The sequence below is a fragment of the Amycolatopsis sp. NPDC031561 genome, from assembly GCF_055580625.1.
This window is the reverse complement of record NZ_JBVILA010000023.1, coordinates 44,759-57,792: the sequence shown is the minus strand read 5'-3', so window position 1 is coordinate 57,792 and position 13,034 is coordinate 44,759. Positions and strand designations below refer to the sequence as shown.

General features: G+C 69.3%; 17 protein-coding genes. 9 read left to right on the top strand and 8 right to left on the bottom strand.

Annotated features, from left to right (window positions below; translation table 11 throughout):
- Positions 1 to 214: 214 nt before the first annotated feature.
- The gene (locus ACZ5IK_RS34105) at positions 215 to 1,384 is read left to right on the top strand and encodes an MFS transporter (RefSeq protein ID WP_465491476.1); all 1,170 of its coding nucleotides are present in this window, start codon (positions 215 to 217) and stop codon (positions 1,382 to 1,384) included.
- A 3-nt stretch (positions 1,385 to 1,387) separates the two neighbouring features.
- Here the strand turns inward: ACZ5IK_RS34105 and ACZ5IK_RS34100 are convergent, their stop codons facing one another.
- A complete protein-coding gene (locus tag ACZ5IK_RS34100; protein ID WP_101612274.1) occupies positions 1,388 to 1,576 on the bottom strand; it encodes a DUF1918 domain-containing protein in 189 nt (62 codons plus the stop codon).
- Between the two features lie 184 nt (positions 1,577 to 1,760).
- Here ACZ5IK_RS34100 and ACZ5IK_RS34095 point away from each other — a divergent pair, with 184 nt between their 5' ends.
- From ACZ5IK_RS34095 to ACZ5IK_RS34080, 4 genes are read left to right on the top strand one after another with little or no spacing between them, the layout of a single operon-like run.
- Entirely contained in the window at positions 1,761 to 2,024 is a 264-nt protein-coding gene (locus tag ACZ5IK_RS34095) for a TrmH family RNA methyltransferase (RefSeq protein WP_465491475.1), read from the top strand.
- Positions 2,025 to 2,046: 22 nt separating this feature from the next.
- Positions 2,047 to 2,691, top strand: coding sequence for a spermine/spermidine synthase domain-containing protein (locus ACZ5IK_RS34090; protein WP_465491474.1), 645 nt, complete (start codon positions 2,047 to 2,049; stop codon positions 2,689 to 2,691).
- On the top strand, positions 2,673 to 3,266 hold the full coding sequence (locus ACZ5IK_RS34085; protein ID WP_465491473.1) for a hypothetical protein: 594 nt from the start codon (positions 2,673 to 2,675) through the stop codon (positions 3,264 to 3,266). The genes ACZ5IK_RS34090 and ACZ5IK_RS34085 overlap by 19 nt, the downstream gene beginning before the upstream one ends.
- Before the next feature lie 7 nt (positions 3,267 to 3,273).
- Complete coding sequence (locus ACZ5IK_RS34080; protein ID WP_465491472.1) at positions 3,274 to 3,840, top strand: GNAT family N-acetyltransferase; 567 nt, start codon at positions 3,274 to 3,276, stop codon at positions 3,838 to 3,840.
- Here the strand turns inward: ACZ5IK_RS34080 and ACZ5IK_RS34075 are convergent, their stop codons facing one another.
- Together ACZ5IK_RS34075 and ACZ5IK_RS34070 are read right to left on the bottom strand one after the other, a co-directional pair.
- Positions 3,841 to 4,428 carry an HhH-GPD-type base excision DNA repair protein gene (locus tag ACZ5IK_RS34075; RefSeq protein WP_465491471.1) on the bottom strand — a complete coding sequence of 196 codons (588 nt, stop codon included), beginning with the start codon at positions 4,426 to 4,428 and terminating at the stop codon, positions 3,841 to 3,843.
- A gap of 38 nt (positions 4,429 to 4,466) precedes the next feature.
- Positions 4,467 to 5,345, bottom strand: coding sequence for a LysR family transcriptional regulator ArgP (locus ACZ5IK_RS34070; protein WP_465491470.1), 879 nt, complete (start codon positions 5,343 to 5,345; stop codon positions 4,467 to 4,469).
- Positions 5,346 to 5,411: 66 nt separating this feature from the next.
- Here ACZ5IK_RS34070 and ACZ5IK_RS34065 point away from each other — a divergent pair, with 66 nt between their 5' ends.
- Positions 5,412 to 6,026 (top strand): LysE/ArgO family amino acid transporter, encoded by a 615-nt coding sequence (locus ACZ5IK_RS34065; protein WP_465491469.1) that lies wholly within the window; start codon positions 5,412 to 5,414, stop codon positions 6,024 to 6,026.
- On the opposite strand, the gene ACZ5IK_RS34060 is transcribed toward ACZ5IK_RS34065, so the two are convergent.
- On the bottom strand, positions 6,027 to 6,854 hold the full coding sequence (locus ACZ5IK_RS34060; RefSeq protein ID WP_465491468.1) for an aldo/keto reductase: 828 nt from the start codon (positions 6,852 to 6,854) through the stop codon (positions 6,027 to 6,029).
- Between the two features lie 4 nt (positions 6,855 to 6,858).
- Positions 6,859 to 7,719 carry an NAD-dependent epimerase/dehydratase family protein gene (locus tag ACZ5IK_RS34055; RefSeq protein ID WP_465491467.1) on the bottom strand — a complete coding sequence of 287 codons (861 nt, stop codon included), beginning with the start codon at positions 7,717 to 7,719 and terminating at the stop codon, positions 6,859 to 6,861.
- 115 nt (positions 7,720 to 7,834) lie between these two features.
- Here ACZ5IK_RS34055 and ACZ5IK_RS34050 point away from each other — a divergent pair, with 115 nt between their 5' ends.
- Positions 7,835 to 8,269, top strand: a complete 435-nt coding sequence (locus tag ACZ5IK_RS34050) for an Lrp/AsnC family transcriptional regulator (protein ID WP_465491466.1) — start codon at positions 7,835 to 7,837, stop codon at positions 8,267 to 8,269.
- 108 nt (positions 8,270 to 8,377) lie between these two features.
- The gene (locus ACZ5IK_RS34045) at positions 8,378 to 9,265 is read left to right on the top strand and encodes an esterase/lipase family protein (protein WP_465491465.1); all 888 of its coding nucleotides are present in this window, start codon (positions 8,378 to 8,380) and stop codon (positions 9,263 to 9,265) included.
- A 5-nt stretch (positions 9,266 to 9,270) separates the two neighbouring features.
- On the opposite strand, the gene ACZ5IK_RS34040 is transcribed toward ACZ5IK_RS34045, so the two are convergent.
- The 3 genes from ACZ5IK_RS34040 to ACZ5IK_RS34030 form a co-directional block, all read right to left on the bottom strand.
- Complete coding sequence (locus tag ACZ5IK_RS34040; protein ID WP_465491464.1) at positions 9,271 to 10,266, bottom strand: DUF2203 family protein; 996 nt, start codon at positions 10,264 to 10,266, stop codon at positions 9,271 to 9,273.
- Between the two features lie 21 nt (positions 10,267 to 10,287).
- Positions 10,288 to 10,878 carry a hypothetical protein gene (locus ACZ5IK_RS34035; protein ID WP_465491463.1) on the bottom strand — a complete coding sequence of 197 codons (591 nt, stop codon included), beginning with the start codon at positions 10,876 to 10,878 and terminating at the stop codon, positions 10,288 to 10,290.
- A gap of 82 nt (positions 10,879 to 10,960) precedes the next feature.
- The gene (locus ACZ5IK_RS34030) at positions 10,961 to 11,470 is read right to left on the bottom strand and encodes a hypothetical protein (protein WP_465491462.1); all 510 of its coding nucleotides are present in this window, start codon (positions 11,468 to 11,470) and stop codon (positions 10,961 to 10,963) included.
- Between the two features lie 249 nt (positions 11,471 to 11,719).
- Between ACZ5IK_RS34030 and ACZ5IK_RS34025 the strand changes: the two genes are divergently transcribed.
- Positions 11,720 to 12,943 carry an NADP-dependent isocitrate dehydrogenase gene (locus ACZ5IK_RS34025; protein WP_465491461.1) on the top strand — a complete coding sequence of 408 codons (1,224 nt, stop codon included), beginning with the start codon at positions 11,720 to 11,722 and terminating at the stop codon, positions 12,941 to 12,943.
- The last annotated feature ends 91 nt before the right edge of the window (positions 12,944 to 13,034 follow it).

The following is a 13,034-nucleotide window of genomic DNA, read 5'->3' as shown; positions in this document are numbered from 1 at the left end:
GACAACCATCGAACAACGACCCCCAAGCGCCTTTAGCGGGCTAAACGCGATCCGGCGCCGGCCGGGTGCCCCGCGACCCAGGTCGACTTTCGCCCCCTAATCGCGATCCGGGCGGCACCTGGGTGACCGGGGCCCGGAGCGACTTCCGCCCCCTAATCGCGATCTCGGCCGGGAGCGGGACCGGGCGCAAAAGGGGGTCTGGAGCTGGGGACTCATGACTTTCGCACCACCTAGGACCGCGGTGCTGGCGCTCGGCACCTTCGCGGTCGGCACCAGCGGCTACGTCGTCGCCGGGCTGTTGCCCGCGCTGACCGGTGAGCTCGGGGTCTCCGAGACCGCCGCCGCGCAACTGGTCACCGCCTTCGCCATCGCGTACGCCGTCGGCTCACCGCTGTTCGCCGCGGTCACGGGCCGCTGGGAACGGCGGACGCTCCTGGTCGCCGCCCTCGTCGTCACCGCCATCGGCAACGCCCTCGCCGCCCTCGCGCCCGGCTACGTGACCTTGCTCCTCGCACGGGTCGTCACCGCGATCGGCGCGGCGGTCTTCACCCCGGCCGCGAGCGCCGTCGCCGCCGAACTCACCTCGCCGGAACGCCGGGGCCGCGCGGTCGCGCTCGTCTTCGGCGGCCTGACCATCGCGACGATCCTGGGGGTCCCGCTCGGCAGTGTGCTTTCGCAGAGCGTCGGCTACCAGGCCGTCTTCGGGCTCGTCGCGGCCTTCTCGCTTCTCGGCGCCTTCGCGGTCCGGATGGTCTTGCCCGCCGTCCCGGCGCCGCCTCCGGTCCGCCTGGCCGAACGGTTCACCGTCGCCAAGGACCCACGCGTCCTCGCCATGCTCGGCGCGACCGTGCTCGGCTGCCTCGCCGCGTTCTCCGTCTACACCTTCATCTCGCCGGTCCTGTCCGCCACGGCGGGCGTCCACGGCACGACGGTCAGCCTGCTGCTGTTCGTCTACGGCGCCGGCGGCGCGCTCGGCAACGTCCTCGGCGGCCGTGCGACCGACCGCTGGGGCGCCAGGGGACCGCTGCTGGTCGTGTTCGCCGGGATCACCGTGGTCCTCGCGCTGTTGCCGCTGGTGGCGACCAGCATCGCGGGCGCGGCCGTCGTGCTGTTCCTCTGGGGACTGGCCACCTGGTCGATCAACCCGCCGATCCAGCACCGCCTGATCGAACTGTCCAGCCAGAACGCCGGGCTCGTCCTCTCGCTCAACGCGTCCGCCATCTATCTCGGCGTCGGCCTCTCCGGCCTGGTCGGGGGAGCGGTGCTCAGCGGCGGCGGACCGCTCCTGCTGCCCGAGATCGCGGCGGTGTTGACCGCGATCGCCGCTCTCGTGGTCGTGGCGGGCTGGCGAAGCCGCGTGAGGGAGCCCGCGCTGGCCGAGTGACGCCTAATCGCCGCGGGACTGGACCACGCAATCAGGACCGGGGAAGACCAGTCCTTCGTGCCCGTCGGTGAACCGGACGAGATACGGCGGGCCACCGTGTTCGCCGCGTACTTCGAGGATTTCGCCGCGCTGTCCAACGGATCCGACCGTGCGCCCGTGCACGTGGATCTCGTCTCCGACGGTCGCCTGCATGACTACCACCTCCGAGGCTTCAAGGTTAGGAGTGCCGGAGGTGATCCCGCTACAGAAATCCCACTCCTGCCGAGGACATCTCGTCGCGGCACCCCTGTGGCCACTGCACGGCGCGAATCTCGGCACCCTTTTGCGAACTTGTGACGCGGTGGGCGCCTGCCTCGCCGTGCAGAGGTTTCCGTGGGTGCCGGAGGCGCTGCGCCGCGGGAACACGTTGCGGCGCCCGGCTTGTGTGCACTGGGTCCACGACCCGCCGGGCCGGCTGACGCGGGAGCGGGCGGCGGGTACGGCGATCGTCGTGCTGGGCCACGAGCAGCAGGGCATTCCGCCGGAAGCGCTCGATCTGCTCGACACCGTCGTCGAAATCCCGATGGTGGGCATCGGAGCGAGCCTCAACGTCGCCGTCGCGGGCAGTCTCGTGTTGTACAAAATGGCGGGCCTGCTGTGACCGTCGCCGATAAGCTGCCCGGATGACCGACGTACTCGACACAGTGGCGGGGAAGAGCGGCGAATTGGTGCTTCGCCGGGCCGGGAACGATTTCGAGGTCATCGCCAACGGTGTCTTCCTGATGGACACCCGGAACGGGGAATCCGAACGGCTGCTCGTCTCGGTGGCGGCCGATCTGGTGCCGGGCAAGGCACGCATGCTGATCGGCGGCCTCGGCGTCGGCTATTCGCTGCGCGCCGCGCTGGATCACCCCGGAGTCGGCGAGATCGTGGTCGTCGAGCGCGAGGCCGCGGTGATCGGCTGGAACCGCGAGGGTCCGCTCAAGGACGTCCACGACGACGCCCTTTCCGACGATCGGGTCACCGTCGTCGAGGCCGATCTGGTGAAGTGGTTGCGCCGGACGGAGGAGCGGTTCGACGCGCTGTGCCTGGACATCGACAACGGTCCTGAGTGGACGGTCACCGACGGCAACGCGAAGCTGTACCGGAGCGACGGGCTCGACATGCTCGCCGCGCGGCTGCGGCCCGGCGGCGTGCTCGCGGTGTGGAGCGCCGAGTCGGCACCGTCGTTCGCGAAGCGGCTGCGAGCGCGGTTCAGTGAGGTGCGGGAGCTGAAGATCCCGGTACCGCAAGGCGAGCCGGACGTCCTGTGGTTCGCGCGGGCGTAGCGGACGCCGCGCGCGTCAACGCCCGCTGGTGCGACACGTTCTGCCGGGCACACGGGTTCTCGGGGACCTTCACCCGCCACGTCTGGAAGTCGGCACGCCGGACGCCGCCGCTGTACCCGGACGCGGTGACCCTGACACCAGACGCGACGGTGCCGGAAGTGCTGGAGGGGATCGACACTTCGCCGGGCTGTTCGGTGAAGGACAGCTTCGGCTGCCTCGATCTTTCGCAAGCGGGTTTCGCGGTGCTCTTCGAAGCCACGTGGATCGCCCGTACGGCCCAGGTGCCCCTCGAACCGGGCTGGTCCCGGGACGATGACCGGTTCGGCGATCCGTCCGTCGCGGTGTGGTCCGACGGTGTCTCGGGGGTGACCGCCAACCGTGACGGCGACTTCGCCGGACTGTCCAATTTGTACACTCGCGGCGCTCTCGACGACGCCTGGCGTGGCGCGACCTCGGCCGTCGCGGCGAGCTTCCCCGGTCTGTCGATCACCGGCTACGAACGCGGCGACGATCTCGACGCGGCCTTGCGGAACGGCTACACGGCACTCGGGCCGCTGCGGGTGTGGCTGAAATGATCCCAGCATGGAGATCACGACCTGGCACCTCGAACAGACCTCGCCGGACGACCTGAGCGCGGCGAAACCGCCCGCCGTCCCGGTGACGGTCACCCGCGCCGAGCTGGTCAGCCCCGAGCTGAACCGCTACCTCTACTCCGCCGTCGGCGGCGACTGGTTCTGGATCGACAGGCTCGGCTGGACGTGGTCGCAGTGGATCGAGTGGCTGGACAGGCCGGGCGTCGAGACCTGGGTCGCGTACGCGCAGGGGACGCCGTGCGGTTACTTCGAACTCGACGGCAGCGGCGAGGGTGACGTCGAACTGGCGTACTTCGGCCTGATGTCGTCCTTCGTCGGGAAGGGCATCGGCGGGCATCTGCTCACCGTCGCGCTCCGGGAGGCCTGGGCGCTCGCGGAGCGCTGGCCAGGCAAGACGGCGACGAGCCGCGTGACCGTCCACACCTGCACCACCGACGGCCCCGCCGCGCTCAAGAACTACCAGGCCCGCGGCTTCCGGCTGTTCCGCACCGAAACCGAGCAGGCCGAGCTGCCCGCGGAGACGCCGGGGCCGTGGCCGGGAGCCGCGAAGAAGTAGCTAGTTCGCGGGAGCCTTGGCAGCGGCCTTCGCCGCCTTCTTGAACGCCCGAACCTCGCCGAGGGTCTTCGCGTCGACGACGTCGGCGATCGAACGCCGGGAGCCACGGTCGCCGTAGGAGCCGGTGGCCGCGCGCCAGCCCTTCGGCTGCACGCCGAGCTGTTTGCCGAGCAGCGCGAGGAAGATCGCGGCCTTCTGGTCGCCGTAGCCGGGCAGCGCCTTGAGCCGTTTGAGGACTTCGGGGCCGTCCGGCTTGGGGCGTCCGGCGGTCCAGATCCCGGCGGCGTCGCCGTCGTAGTGTTCGACGACGTGCTCCGCGAGATCCTTCACTCGCCGGGCCATCGATCCGCCGTAGCGGTGGATCGCGGGCGGGACCACGCAGAGCTCGACGAAGGTCTCGGTGTCCATCGCGTGGATCTTCTTGATGTCGAAACCGTCCATCCGGTCCGCGATCTTCTGCGGGCCCCGGAACGCGTGTTCCATCGGGAACTGCTGGTCGAGAAGCATCCCGACGAGCAGCGCGAACGGGTCTTCGGTCAGCAGCCGGTCCGCTTCCTCGTCCCCGACCAGGTGCAATGCGCGCGTCATGCGCCCAGGATCTCACGAACGCGCCGCCGCGCGCGTCCTCATCCGTGTGGGTCGACGAGCAGGTCCGCGGCCGCGGCGGTGACGGCGGCCGACACCGCCGCCAGCGCGGGCGAGTCGAGTTTCCACTGCTGCCAGAACAGCGGTACGTCGATCGGGTGGTCCGGGGCCAGGCAGACGAACGTGCCGTCGCGCAGGCGGTCCCCGATCTGTGTGAGCGGCACCATGCCCCAGCCCATCCCGGCGGCGACGGCGTCGTAGAACCCTTCGGACGACGGGACGCAGTGCCGCAACGAGCTCGCGATCGTGCCCCGCTCGCGCGCGAAGCGGTCTTGGAGGTCGTCACGGCGGCCGAAGACGACGACGGGGGCCTCGGCGAGGTCGAGGTCCGTGCCGAGCGCCGGGCTCGCCACGGCCAGGTAGCGCATGTGCCCGAGCCGGTGCACCGAACACCCCGCGACCGGATCGGGTGACGACGTCACGGCCGCCATCACCTGGCCTTCCCGCAACAGGGTGGTGGTGTGGTCCTGGTCCTCGCGATGCAGTTCGAAGCAGATCTTGTGGTCGAGCGACACCCGCGTGAGCGCCGGCAGGAACCACGTCGCGAGCGAATCGGCGTTCACCGCGATCGGCATCCGGACCGGTTCGTCGTCGGCGGTCAGGCCGAGTTCGGCCCGGGTGTCGGCCTCCAGCAGGGCCAGCTGACGGCCGAAGCGCACGACGGCCTGCCCGGATTCGGTCAGGCGCACCGGTTTCGTGCGGATCAGCAGTACCCGGCCGGTGCGTTGTTCGAGCGCTTTCACGCGTTGGCTGATCGCCGACGGGGTCACGTGCAGGGCCGAGGCCGCCGCGTCGAACGTGCCTTCGTCGGCGACCGCCAGTAGCGTGCGGACGAGGTCCAGCGGTAATTCTTTCGTCACGAACGCTAATGTTACGTAAGAATCTTTAGCTGTACTGTTGACTATCCGCTTCCTAGTGTCCTTCGTATGGGAAACGTTCTACTCAGCGCGGTCGCCGGGTTCGGCGCCACCATGGCCCTCATCGTCGCGATCGGCGCGCAGAACGCGTTCGTGCTGCGCCAGGGCATCCGCCGCGAAGCGGTCCCCGTGGTGGTCCTGATCTGCATAGTCTCGGACGTCATCCTGGTCAGCCTGGGCGTCGGAGGAGTCGGCGCGCTGGTGGGGGCGTCGCCCGAAGCCCTGACCATCGTCGCCCTGATCGGCGGCGCCTTCCTGCTTTGCTACGGCGCTCTCGCGGCCCGTCGCGCGTTCAAGCCGTCGGCACTGGAAACCGGTGGCCCGGAGACCGGCGGATCGCTGCGCCGCATCGTGCTGACCACGCTGGCGCTCACCTGGCTGAACCCCCACGTGTACCTCGACACCCTCCTCCTGCTCGGCGCGATCGCGGCGGGGCACGGCGGCGGCCGGTGGGCGTTCGGCGTCGGGGCGGTGTCCGCCAGTGTGCTCTGGTTCCTCGCGCTCGGCTTCGGCGCGAGGCTGCTCAGCGGATTCTTCCGCAAGCCGTCGTCGTGGCGGATGCTGGACGGCCTGGTCGCCGCGATGATGATCGCCATGGGCGTGACGCTGGTGGTCAGTGCCTGATCACGGCAGGCGAGCCAGGTCGCCGGCGGTGAGCACGAGGTCGGCGGCGGCCGCCGAATCGCGGATCGTCGCGGGCCTCGTCGAACCGGGGATCGCGATCATCGACGGCGACTTCGCGAGCAGCCACGCCAGGCACACCCGCTGCGGACTGACGCCGTGTTCTTCCGCCACGGCAAGGAATTCCCCGCCGATCCCGCCGAGCGGACCCCACGGCAGGTAGGCGAGCCCGAGTTCGGTGCACAGCGCCAGCTCGGGCTCGTGCGCCAGATTCGCGGGCGAGTGCTCGTTCTGCACCGAAACCAGCTTCTCGCCGAGGATCTCCCGCGCTTCGAGGATCTGCGCAGTGGACACATTGGACACTCCGGCGAGCCGGATCTTACCTTCGTCGGCCAGCTCCTTGATCGCGCCGACGGATTCCGCCCACGGCACGTTCTCGTCCGGCTTGTGCAGCTGGTAGAGCCCGATCGTGTCGACGCCGAGCCGTTTCAGCGAGCCTTCGCAGGCGTTCTTGAGATGCGCGGGCGTCCCGGTGACGGTCCACGAGCCGTCACCGGGCCTGCCACGGCCACCCTTGGTCGCGACGAGCACGGCGTCCGGGTCGCCGCCGTAGCCCGCCAGCGCCTCGGCGATCAGCACCTCGTTGTGCCCGGTTTCCCCCGCGTGCCAGTGATAGGAGTCGGCCGTGTCGATCAGCGTGACCCCGGCGTCGAGCGCGGCGTGGATCGTGGCGATCGCGCGGCCGGCGTCCGGACGGCCCTCGATCGACAACGGCATCGCGCCGAGGCCGATCGCGCTCACCGTGACGTCTCCGATGCTGCGGTAGCGCATTCGCTCAAGCCTTTCTGAGGTCTTCGATGGCTTCGCCGAGCCAATCGGTGGTGGTGGAGAAGGAAAAACCGAGGTTCGTCGCGCGCGAGGTGTCCAGGACGGCGTACCTGTCGAAGGAGAACGGCGAGGCGTCCCGCTCGACGATCTTGAACCGGGGCTCGGCGGTGACGGCGGCGGCGAGATCCAGTGCGGACAGCTCGCCGTGCGAACCGGCGTTGACCGGGCCCGCGAAGTCCGCGCGGGTCGCCCAGGCCAGGAAGTCCGCGATCTCACCCGCGTGGATGAACGTCGACGGCCGCGGTTCCGCGTGGATCTCGACGGCGTCGCCCGCGTCCAGCCGTTCGACGTAATGGCGCAGCCGTCCGGTGAAATCGTCGCCACCGAGGACGTGCGCGACCCGCACCGAGGCGAACGACGCGTCTCCGCCGGCGAAGACGGCCTCCGCCTGGCGCTTGCCTTCGCCGTAGTGCGCTTCGAGGAAATCCTCGTCGTGCCAAGGAAGCCCGACGTCGACAGGAGACCGGGAGAGCAGCGATTCGACCATCGGGGTGTCCGTCCGGACCTGGTCGTAGACGTCGATCGTCGAGGTCATCACGTACCGGTCCGCCCGGATGACGCGGCGCGCGATGCCCGCCTGGACCGGGGTGTAGCAGACCTGGTCGAGCACGACGTCGAAGGAACGGGAACCCAGCACGGCCTTCAGTCCTGCCTCGTCGTCGCGGTCGGCGATCAGGTGGGCGACGCCGGTCGGCGCGGGAGAGGAGCCACGATTGAGCACGGTGACGTCCAGTCCGGCGTCGCGCAGCCGCTCGACCACCCCTCGGCCGAAGTACCGGCTTCCGCCCAGCACGAGCACTTTCTTCATGCTGACCAGTGTTACGTTGGTGATCCGGTGGCTTGAAGGGGAGAACATGGGTGGATCAGCGGAATCACTGAAAGAATCTCGGTCGAATCGCGATTTCACTGAAAGCTCACTAGATGTGATCGATCGGCGACTCCTCGAACTCCTCCAGGAGGAAGGGCGCATCACCCTGAGCGAGCTCGGCCGCCGCGTTTCCCTGAGCCCGGCCGCGGTCGGCGAACGTGTCAAACGCCTCGAAGCCGACGGCACGATCACCGGCTACGCGGCGCTCGTTTCGCCGTCCGGGATCGGCCTCGGGCTGCGGGCGTTCGTGCGGATGGCGCCGCACAGCGGGTTCACCGTCCGGCATCCCCGCACGCGGAAGCTCATGGACCGCCCCGAAATCCTCGAGCTGCACCACGTGGTGGGGGAGGACTGCTGGATCGTCAAGATCGCCGTCCGCGACACCACTCATCTGGAGGACCTGCTCGAAGACCTGTCCACACTGGGTGCGACGACGACGTCGATCATCATGTCCAGCCCGATCGAACGACGGGCGCTGCTGCCCTTGTGATCGGTCACAAGGCGTGGCGGGTAAGTCTGGTCGTTCTCCCGGTTCCGGTCGTCGGCTTGTGACGCATGATGACTCGCATCACATACTGACGAGTAACCGGAGGCAGGGATGCGGGCTCGGGTCACCAACGGCGGTGCCACGAAGACCAGAAGGATCCTCACCACGCTTGTCGCGGCTTTGACGTTCACGATCGCCGCCCCGGCCGTCGCGAGCGCGGCCCCGTCGAGCGGCTGGAACGACTGGTCGTGCAAGCCGAGCGCGAAGCATGCCGAGCCCGTCGTGCTGGTGCACGGCCTCGGTGGCAACGCGACGACCAACTGGTTCTACCACGCGCCGAAGCTCAAGAGCGCCGGCTACTGCGTCTACTCGCTGACCTACGGCGCCACCGTCCTGGGTGGACAGTTGTTCGGCGGGCTCGGCTCCATGCGGAAGAGCGCCGTCGAACTCGGCGCGTTCGTGGACCGCGTGCGATCGAGCACCGGCGCGGACAAGGTCGACATCGTCGGCCACTCCGAGGGCACGACGATGCCCGCGTACTACCTCAAGTTCGAGGGCGGCGCGGAGAAGGTGAAGCACTTCGTCGGCTTCGGCTCGAACTTCAAGGGCACCACGCTCAACGGCCTTTCCGGGCTGGCCAGGGCCGTGCTTTCGCTGCCCGGCCTCGATCTTCTCGCCGACGGCGTGTGCGGGGCGTGCCGCGAATACCTCGCGCCGTCGGACTTCCTCGACGACCTCGCCCGTGGTGGCGTGAGCGTGCCGGGGTCGACCTACACGAGCATCGTGAGCCGCCACGATCGAGTGGTCACGCCGTACACCAGCGGGGTGCTGGGCGAACCGGGGACGACCGACATCGTGCTGCAGGACCGCTGCGGCGTGGACGTGTCCGGGCATCTGAGCCAGGCGATCGACCCGAACGTGACGAGCCTGATCCTCAAGGCCCTCGACCCGGCGGGCGCGCCCGCGCCGAAGTGCGTGCCGTTCTTCGCGCCGCTGTAGGTCGCTCAGGGTTTGGTCGCGTGCACCACGAACACCGACCGGACCCTGTCCTCGGACTCGACGTCGAGGCGCTTCACGGTCACCTCGGTGAAGCCCGCTTCGGAGGCCAGTTCCGCCGCGTCGTCCTCGGTTTCCGGCAGCTTCAGGTCGGTGGGGACGATCGCGGCGAACGCCTCCGACGGCCGGAACGCCGACGCCAGCGGCAGGCTGAAGCCCACGCGGCCGCCGGGGCGCAGCGCCCGCAGCCAGTCGCGGAGCGCGGCCGCGCCGAGGAAATGCAGCGAAGACGCGCACAGCACGGCGTCCGCGCCGTCGTCCTCCACCGGCGACGGGACCGCCGAGGCGACCTGCCAGGTGATGAGCCTGCCGGGATCGCGCGTCGCGGCTTTCGTCTCGGCTCGGGCGATCATGCCCGGCGAGATGTCGATCGCGAGCACTTCGCCCGGCTCCAGGCGCAGCGCGGCGAACGCGGCCGCGCCGGTCCCGGTCGCGACGTCGAGAACGCGTTCGGGAGCCGTGCGGCCAAGGCCGTCGACGAGCGCGTCGGCCACGAGGCCGTGAAAGGAGTCTTCGTCGTAATGCGCGGCGACGTCGTCGAAGAGGCCTGCCGCGGTCTCCTCGGTCACGACGGCGACCCTGGCCGGGAGGCGGCGCCTGCCGGCGAAACCCAGGTCGGCGCGGTGGTACCAGCACAGTTCCTGGTCGCCCTCGAGCCAGCAGAGCAGGACGTCGACGCCGTCGAGCTCGGCGGGGAAGTCGATCAGGAGCGGGGCGAACCCCTTCAGCTCCGCGCCCGTCCGCTGGACAGTGGTCATCAAGTCGTCCAGCCGGGCCTGCGCGGCCTTCCACTCCGGCATCCCGCCGAGCGCGGTCTCCCGGCCGCCAGGGCGCAGCGCCGCGGCGAGTTCGGCCGCGTCGGCGCGGAGGCGGACGAGCTCGTCGAGCACGGGGCGTAGCCGGGCGAGTTCGGCGCGGGCTTCAGGAACGGTGAACAATCCCATGCGCCGATGGTCCCAGCCCGCTCAACGGCGCCGCCGGGCGAGTCTCGACGCGAGGCCCGCGCCGACGAGAAGGAAGCCCGTGCCGAGCAACCCGCCGATGAACAGCCAGCTCGTGACGCCGTAGGTGACGTCGTTCTGCGGCAGGTACTTCACCAGGCGGAAGCCCCATTCCGGGACCGCGGCGGTGGCCACGCCGGGCGCGATGCCCCAGACGAGGCCGCCGAGGATCGGGCCGGTCGCCGAGAGCGCGCCGAGCAGCCCGACCGCGAGCAGCAGGATCCCGCCGCCGACGAGCAGGCCGATGCTGAAGACGTCACGCTGGGTGCTGAGCGTCGCCTGGACGAGCATCTGCTGCCGCAGGCCGCCCCAGGCCAGCAGGCCGAGGGCGACCGGCGTCAGGATCAGGCCGCCCGCGCCGCTGAGCACCCGGCGCACGCCACGGCCGGCACGGCTGTCTTCGACGCCCACGTCGTCGTCGAAAGGCGGCTCGTACGGTTCGTACGACTCGACGTCCTCGTAGGGCCTTCGCGGGTCTTTCGGTTGCTGCTCGTACTCGCCGTACTCCTGGTAGTCCTCGTCGTCGTACTCCGCGACGTACCGGTGCGATGACATGGGCGGGCCACCTCCCTGATCCGGACTACGGATCCGCGGCCCACCCGGTTCACTTCGATCTCCACGGATCGCGTTTAGCCCGCTAAACGCGATCCGCGCGGCGCCGGGTGAGGGTGCCGACCAGGCCGGCTCCCGCCAAGAGGAAACCGCTCCCGAACAGGGCGCCCATGACCAGCCAGGTCACCAGGCCGACGCCGAGTTCGCGCCCGCCGATGTCGTACATGGTGCTCATGACGCTCTGCCCGCCCAGGAGCGTGGTCAGTCCGGGCACCACTCCCCAGATCAGGCCGCCGAGCACCGGCCCGAGTCCGGACAGCACGCCGAGGAGCGCGACGCCGAGCAGGAGCAGGCCGCCGACGATCATCAGGACCAGGCCCAGCGGGTCTTCGCCGACGGTGTAGGCCTGCGCGTACATCCGCTGCAGCCGCGAGCCGCCGTAGATCACCAGCCCGAGCGCGACCGGGGTGAGCAGGACCCCGCCGAGGGCGCTGATCACGCGAGGCACGGCGCGGCTGCTTTGCCTAGGCTGGAGGTAGGGCTCCGGCGCGGGCGGCTGCTCGTGCGGTGGCACCGCGTAGGGGTTGGTGGACATGGGGACCGCCCTTTCCGGTGGCCGGCTGTGCCGGATGTGGAGTGCGGTTCGATGATGTCGCGGTTCCCCTGTGTCCCGTGACGGCCGGATGGCCGTCGTCCGACCGGGTGACGTCGGCCACATCGGCCTCGTGGAGACTTGATACCCACCACTACCGGAACCATCCAGCGCCGTTAAGCAGTACGCTTGTACCGCTACCGGAGAGACTGAAGAAGAACGCGAAGATCCGCGGAAGGAGCACCGCTGCTCATGGCCAAGATCAAGGTCCAGGGCACCGTCGTCGAGCTCGACGGCGATGAGATGACCCGCATCATTTGGCAGTTCATCAAGGACAGGCTGATCCACCCGTACCTGGACGTGGACCTGGAGTACTACGACCTGGGCATCGAGGAGCGGGATCGCACCGACGACCAGGTCACCGTCGACTCGGCCAACGCGATCAAGAAGCACGGCGTCGGCGTCAAGTGCGCCACGATCACGCCGGACGAGGCGCGTGTCGAAGAGTTCGGCCTGAAGAAGATGTGGCTCTCGCCGAACGGCACGATCCGCAACATCCTCGGCGGCGTGATCTTCCGCGAGCCGATCGTCATCCAGAACATCCCGCGCCTGGTGCCGGGCTGGACCAAGCCGATCATCATCGGCCGTCACGCGCACGGCGACCAGTACAAGGCGACCAACTTCAAGGTCCCCGGTCCCGGCACGCTGACCATCAGCTACACCCCGGACGACGGCTCCGAGCCGATGGAGTTCGAGGTCGCGAAGTTCCCCGAGGGCGGCGGCGTCGCCATGGGGATGTACAACTACCGCAAGTCCATCGAGGACTTCGCGCGCGCCTCGCTGCAGTACGGCCTCGACCGTGAGTACCCGGTCTACATGTCGACCAAGAACACCATCCTGAAGGCCTACGACGGCATGTTCAAGGACGTGTTCGAGGAGATCTACCAGGCCGAGTTCAAGGCCGACTTCGACGCCAAGGGCATCTCCTACGAGCACCGCCTGATCGACGACATGGTCGCCGCGGCGATGAAGTGGGAAGGCGGCTACGTCTGGGCCTGCAAGAACTACGACGGTGACGTCCAGTCCGACACGGTCGCGCAGGGCTTCGGCTCGCTGGGCCTGATGACGTCGGTGCTGCGCACCCCGGACGGCCGGACCGTCGAGGCCGAGGCCGCGCACGGCACGGTGACCCGGCACTACCGCCAGCACCAGCAGGGCAAGCCGACCTCGACCAACCCGATCGCGTCCATCTACGCGTGGACCCGGGGCCTCGAGCACCGCGGCAAGCTGGACTCGAACCAGGAGCTGATCGGGTTCGCGAACAAGCTGGAGCAGGTCGTCGTCGAGACCGTCGAGAGCGGCAAGATGACCAAGGACCTCGCGCTGCTGATCAGCAAGGACCAGGCGTTCCAGACCACCGAGGAGTTCCTCGCGACGCTGGACGACAACCTGGCCAAGAAGATCGCCCAGGGCTGAGCTTCGCGGTAAGTACGTGAAGGCCCCCTTCCTCGCGGGAGGGGGCCTTCACGTATCCCGGGCAGCGTTGTGACGGTGGGTAGCGCGAACG

Coding starts and splice junctions, on each gene's coding strand:
- ACZ5IK_RS34105 (WP_465491476.1), top strand. CDS start 215: ATGACTTTCGCACCACCTAGGACCGCGGTGCTGGCGCTCGGCACCTTC.
- ACZ5IK_RS34100 (WP_101612274.1), bottom strand. CDS start 1,576: ATGCAGGCGACCGTCGGAGACGAGATCCACGTGCACGGGCGCACGGTC.
- ACZ5IK_RS34090 (WP_465491474.1), top strand. CDS start 2,047: ATGACCGACGTACTCGACACAGTGGCGGGGAAGAGCGGCGAATTGGTG.
- ACZ5IK_RS34080 (WP_465491472.1), top strand. CDS start 3,274: ATGGAGATCACGACCTGGCACCTCGAACAGACCTCGCCGGACGACCTG.
- ACZ5IK_RS34075 (WP_465491471.1), bottom strand. CDS start 4,428: ATGACGCGCGCATTGCACCTGGTCGGGGACGAGGAAGCGGACCGGCTG.
- ACZ5IK_RS34065 (WP_465491469.1), top strand. CDS start 5,412: ATGGGAAACGTTCTACTCAGCGCGGTCGCCGGGTTCGGCGCCACCATG.
- ACZ5IK_RS34060 (WP_465491468.1), bottom strand. CDS start 6,854: ATGCGCTACCGCAGCATCGGAGACGTCACGGTGAGCGCGATCGGCCTC.
- ACZ5IK_RS34055 (WP_465491467.1), bottom strand. CDS start 7,719: ATGAAGAAAGTGCTCGTGCTGGGCGGAAGCCGGTACTTCGGCCGAGGG.
- ACZ5IK_RS34045 (WP_465491465.1), top strand. CDS start 8,378: ATGCGGGCTCGGGTCACCAACGGCGGTGCCACGAAGACCAGAAGGATC.
- ACZ5IK_RS34040 (WP_465491464.1), bottom strand. CDS start 10,266: ATGGGATTGTTCACCGTTCCTGAAGCCCGCGCCGAACTCGCCCGGCTA.
- ACZ5IK_RS34035 (WP_465491463.1), bottom strand. CDS start 10,878: ATGTCATCGCACCGGTACGTCGCGGAGTACGACGACGAGGACTACCAG.
- ACZ5IK_RS34030 (WP_465491462.1), bottom strand. CDS start 11,470: ATGTCCACCAACCCCTACGCGGTGCCACCGCACGAGCAGCCGCCCGCG.
- ACZ5IK_RS34025 (WP_465491461.1), top strand. CDS start 11,720: ATGGCCAAGATCAAGGTCCAGGGCACCGTCGTCGAGCTCGACGGCGAT.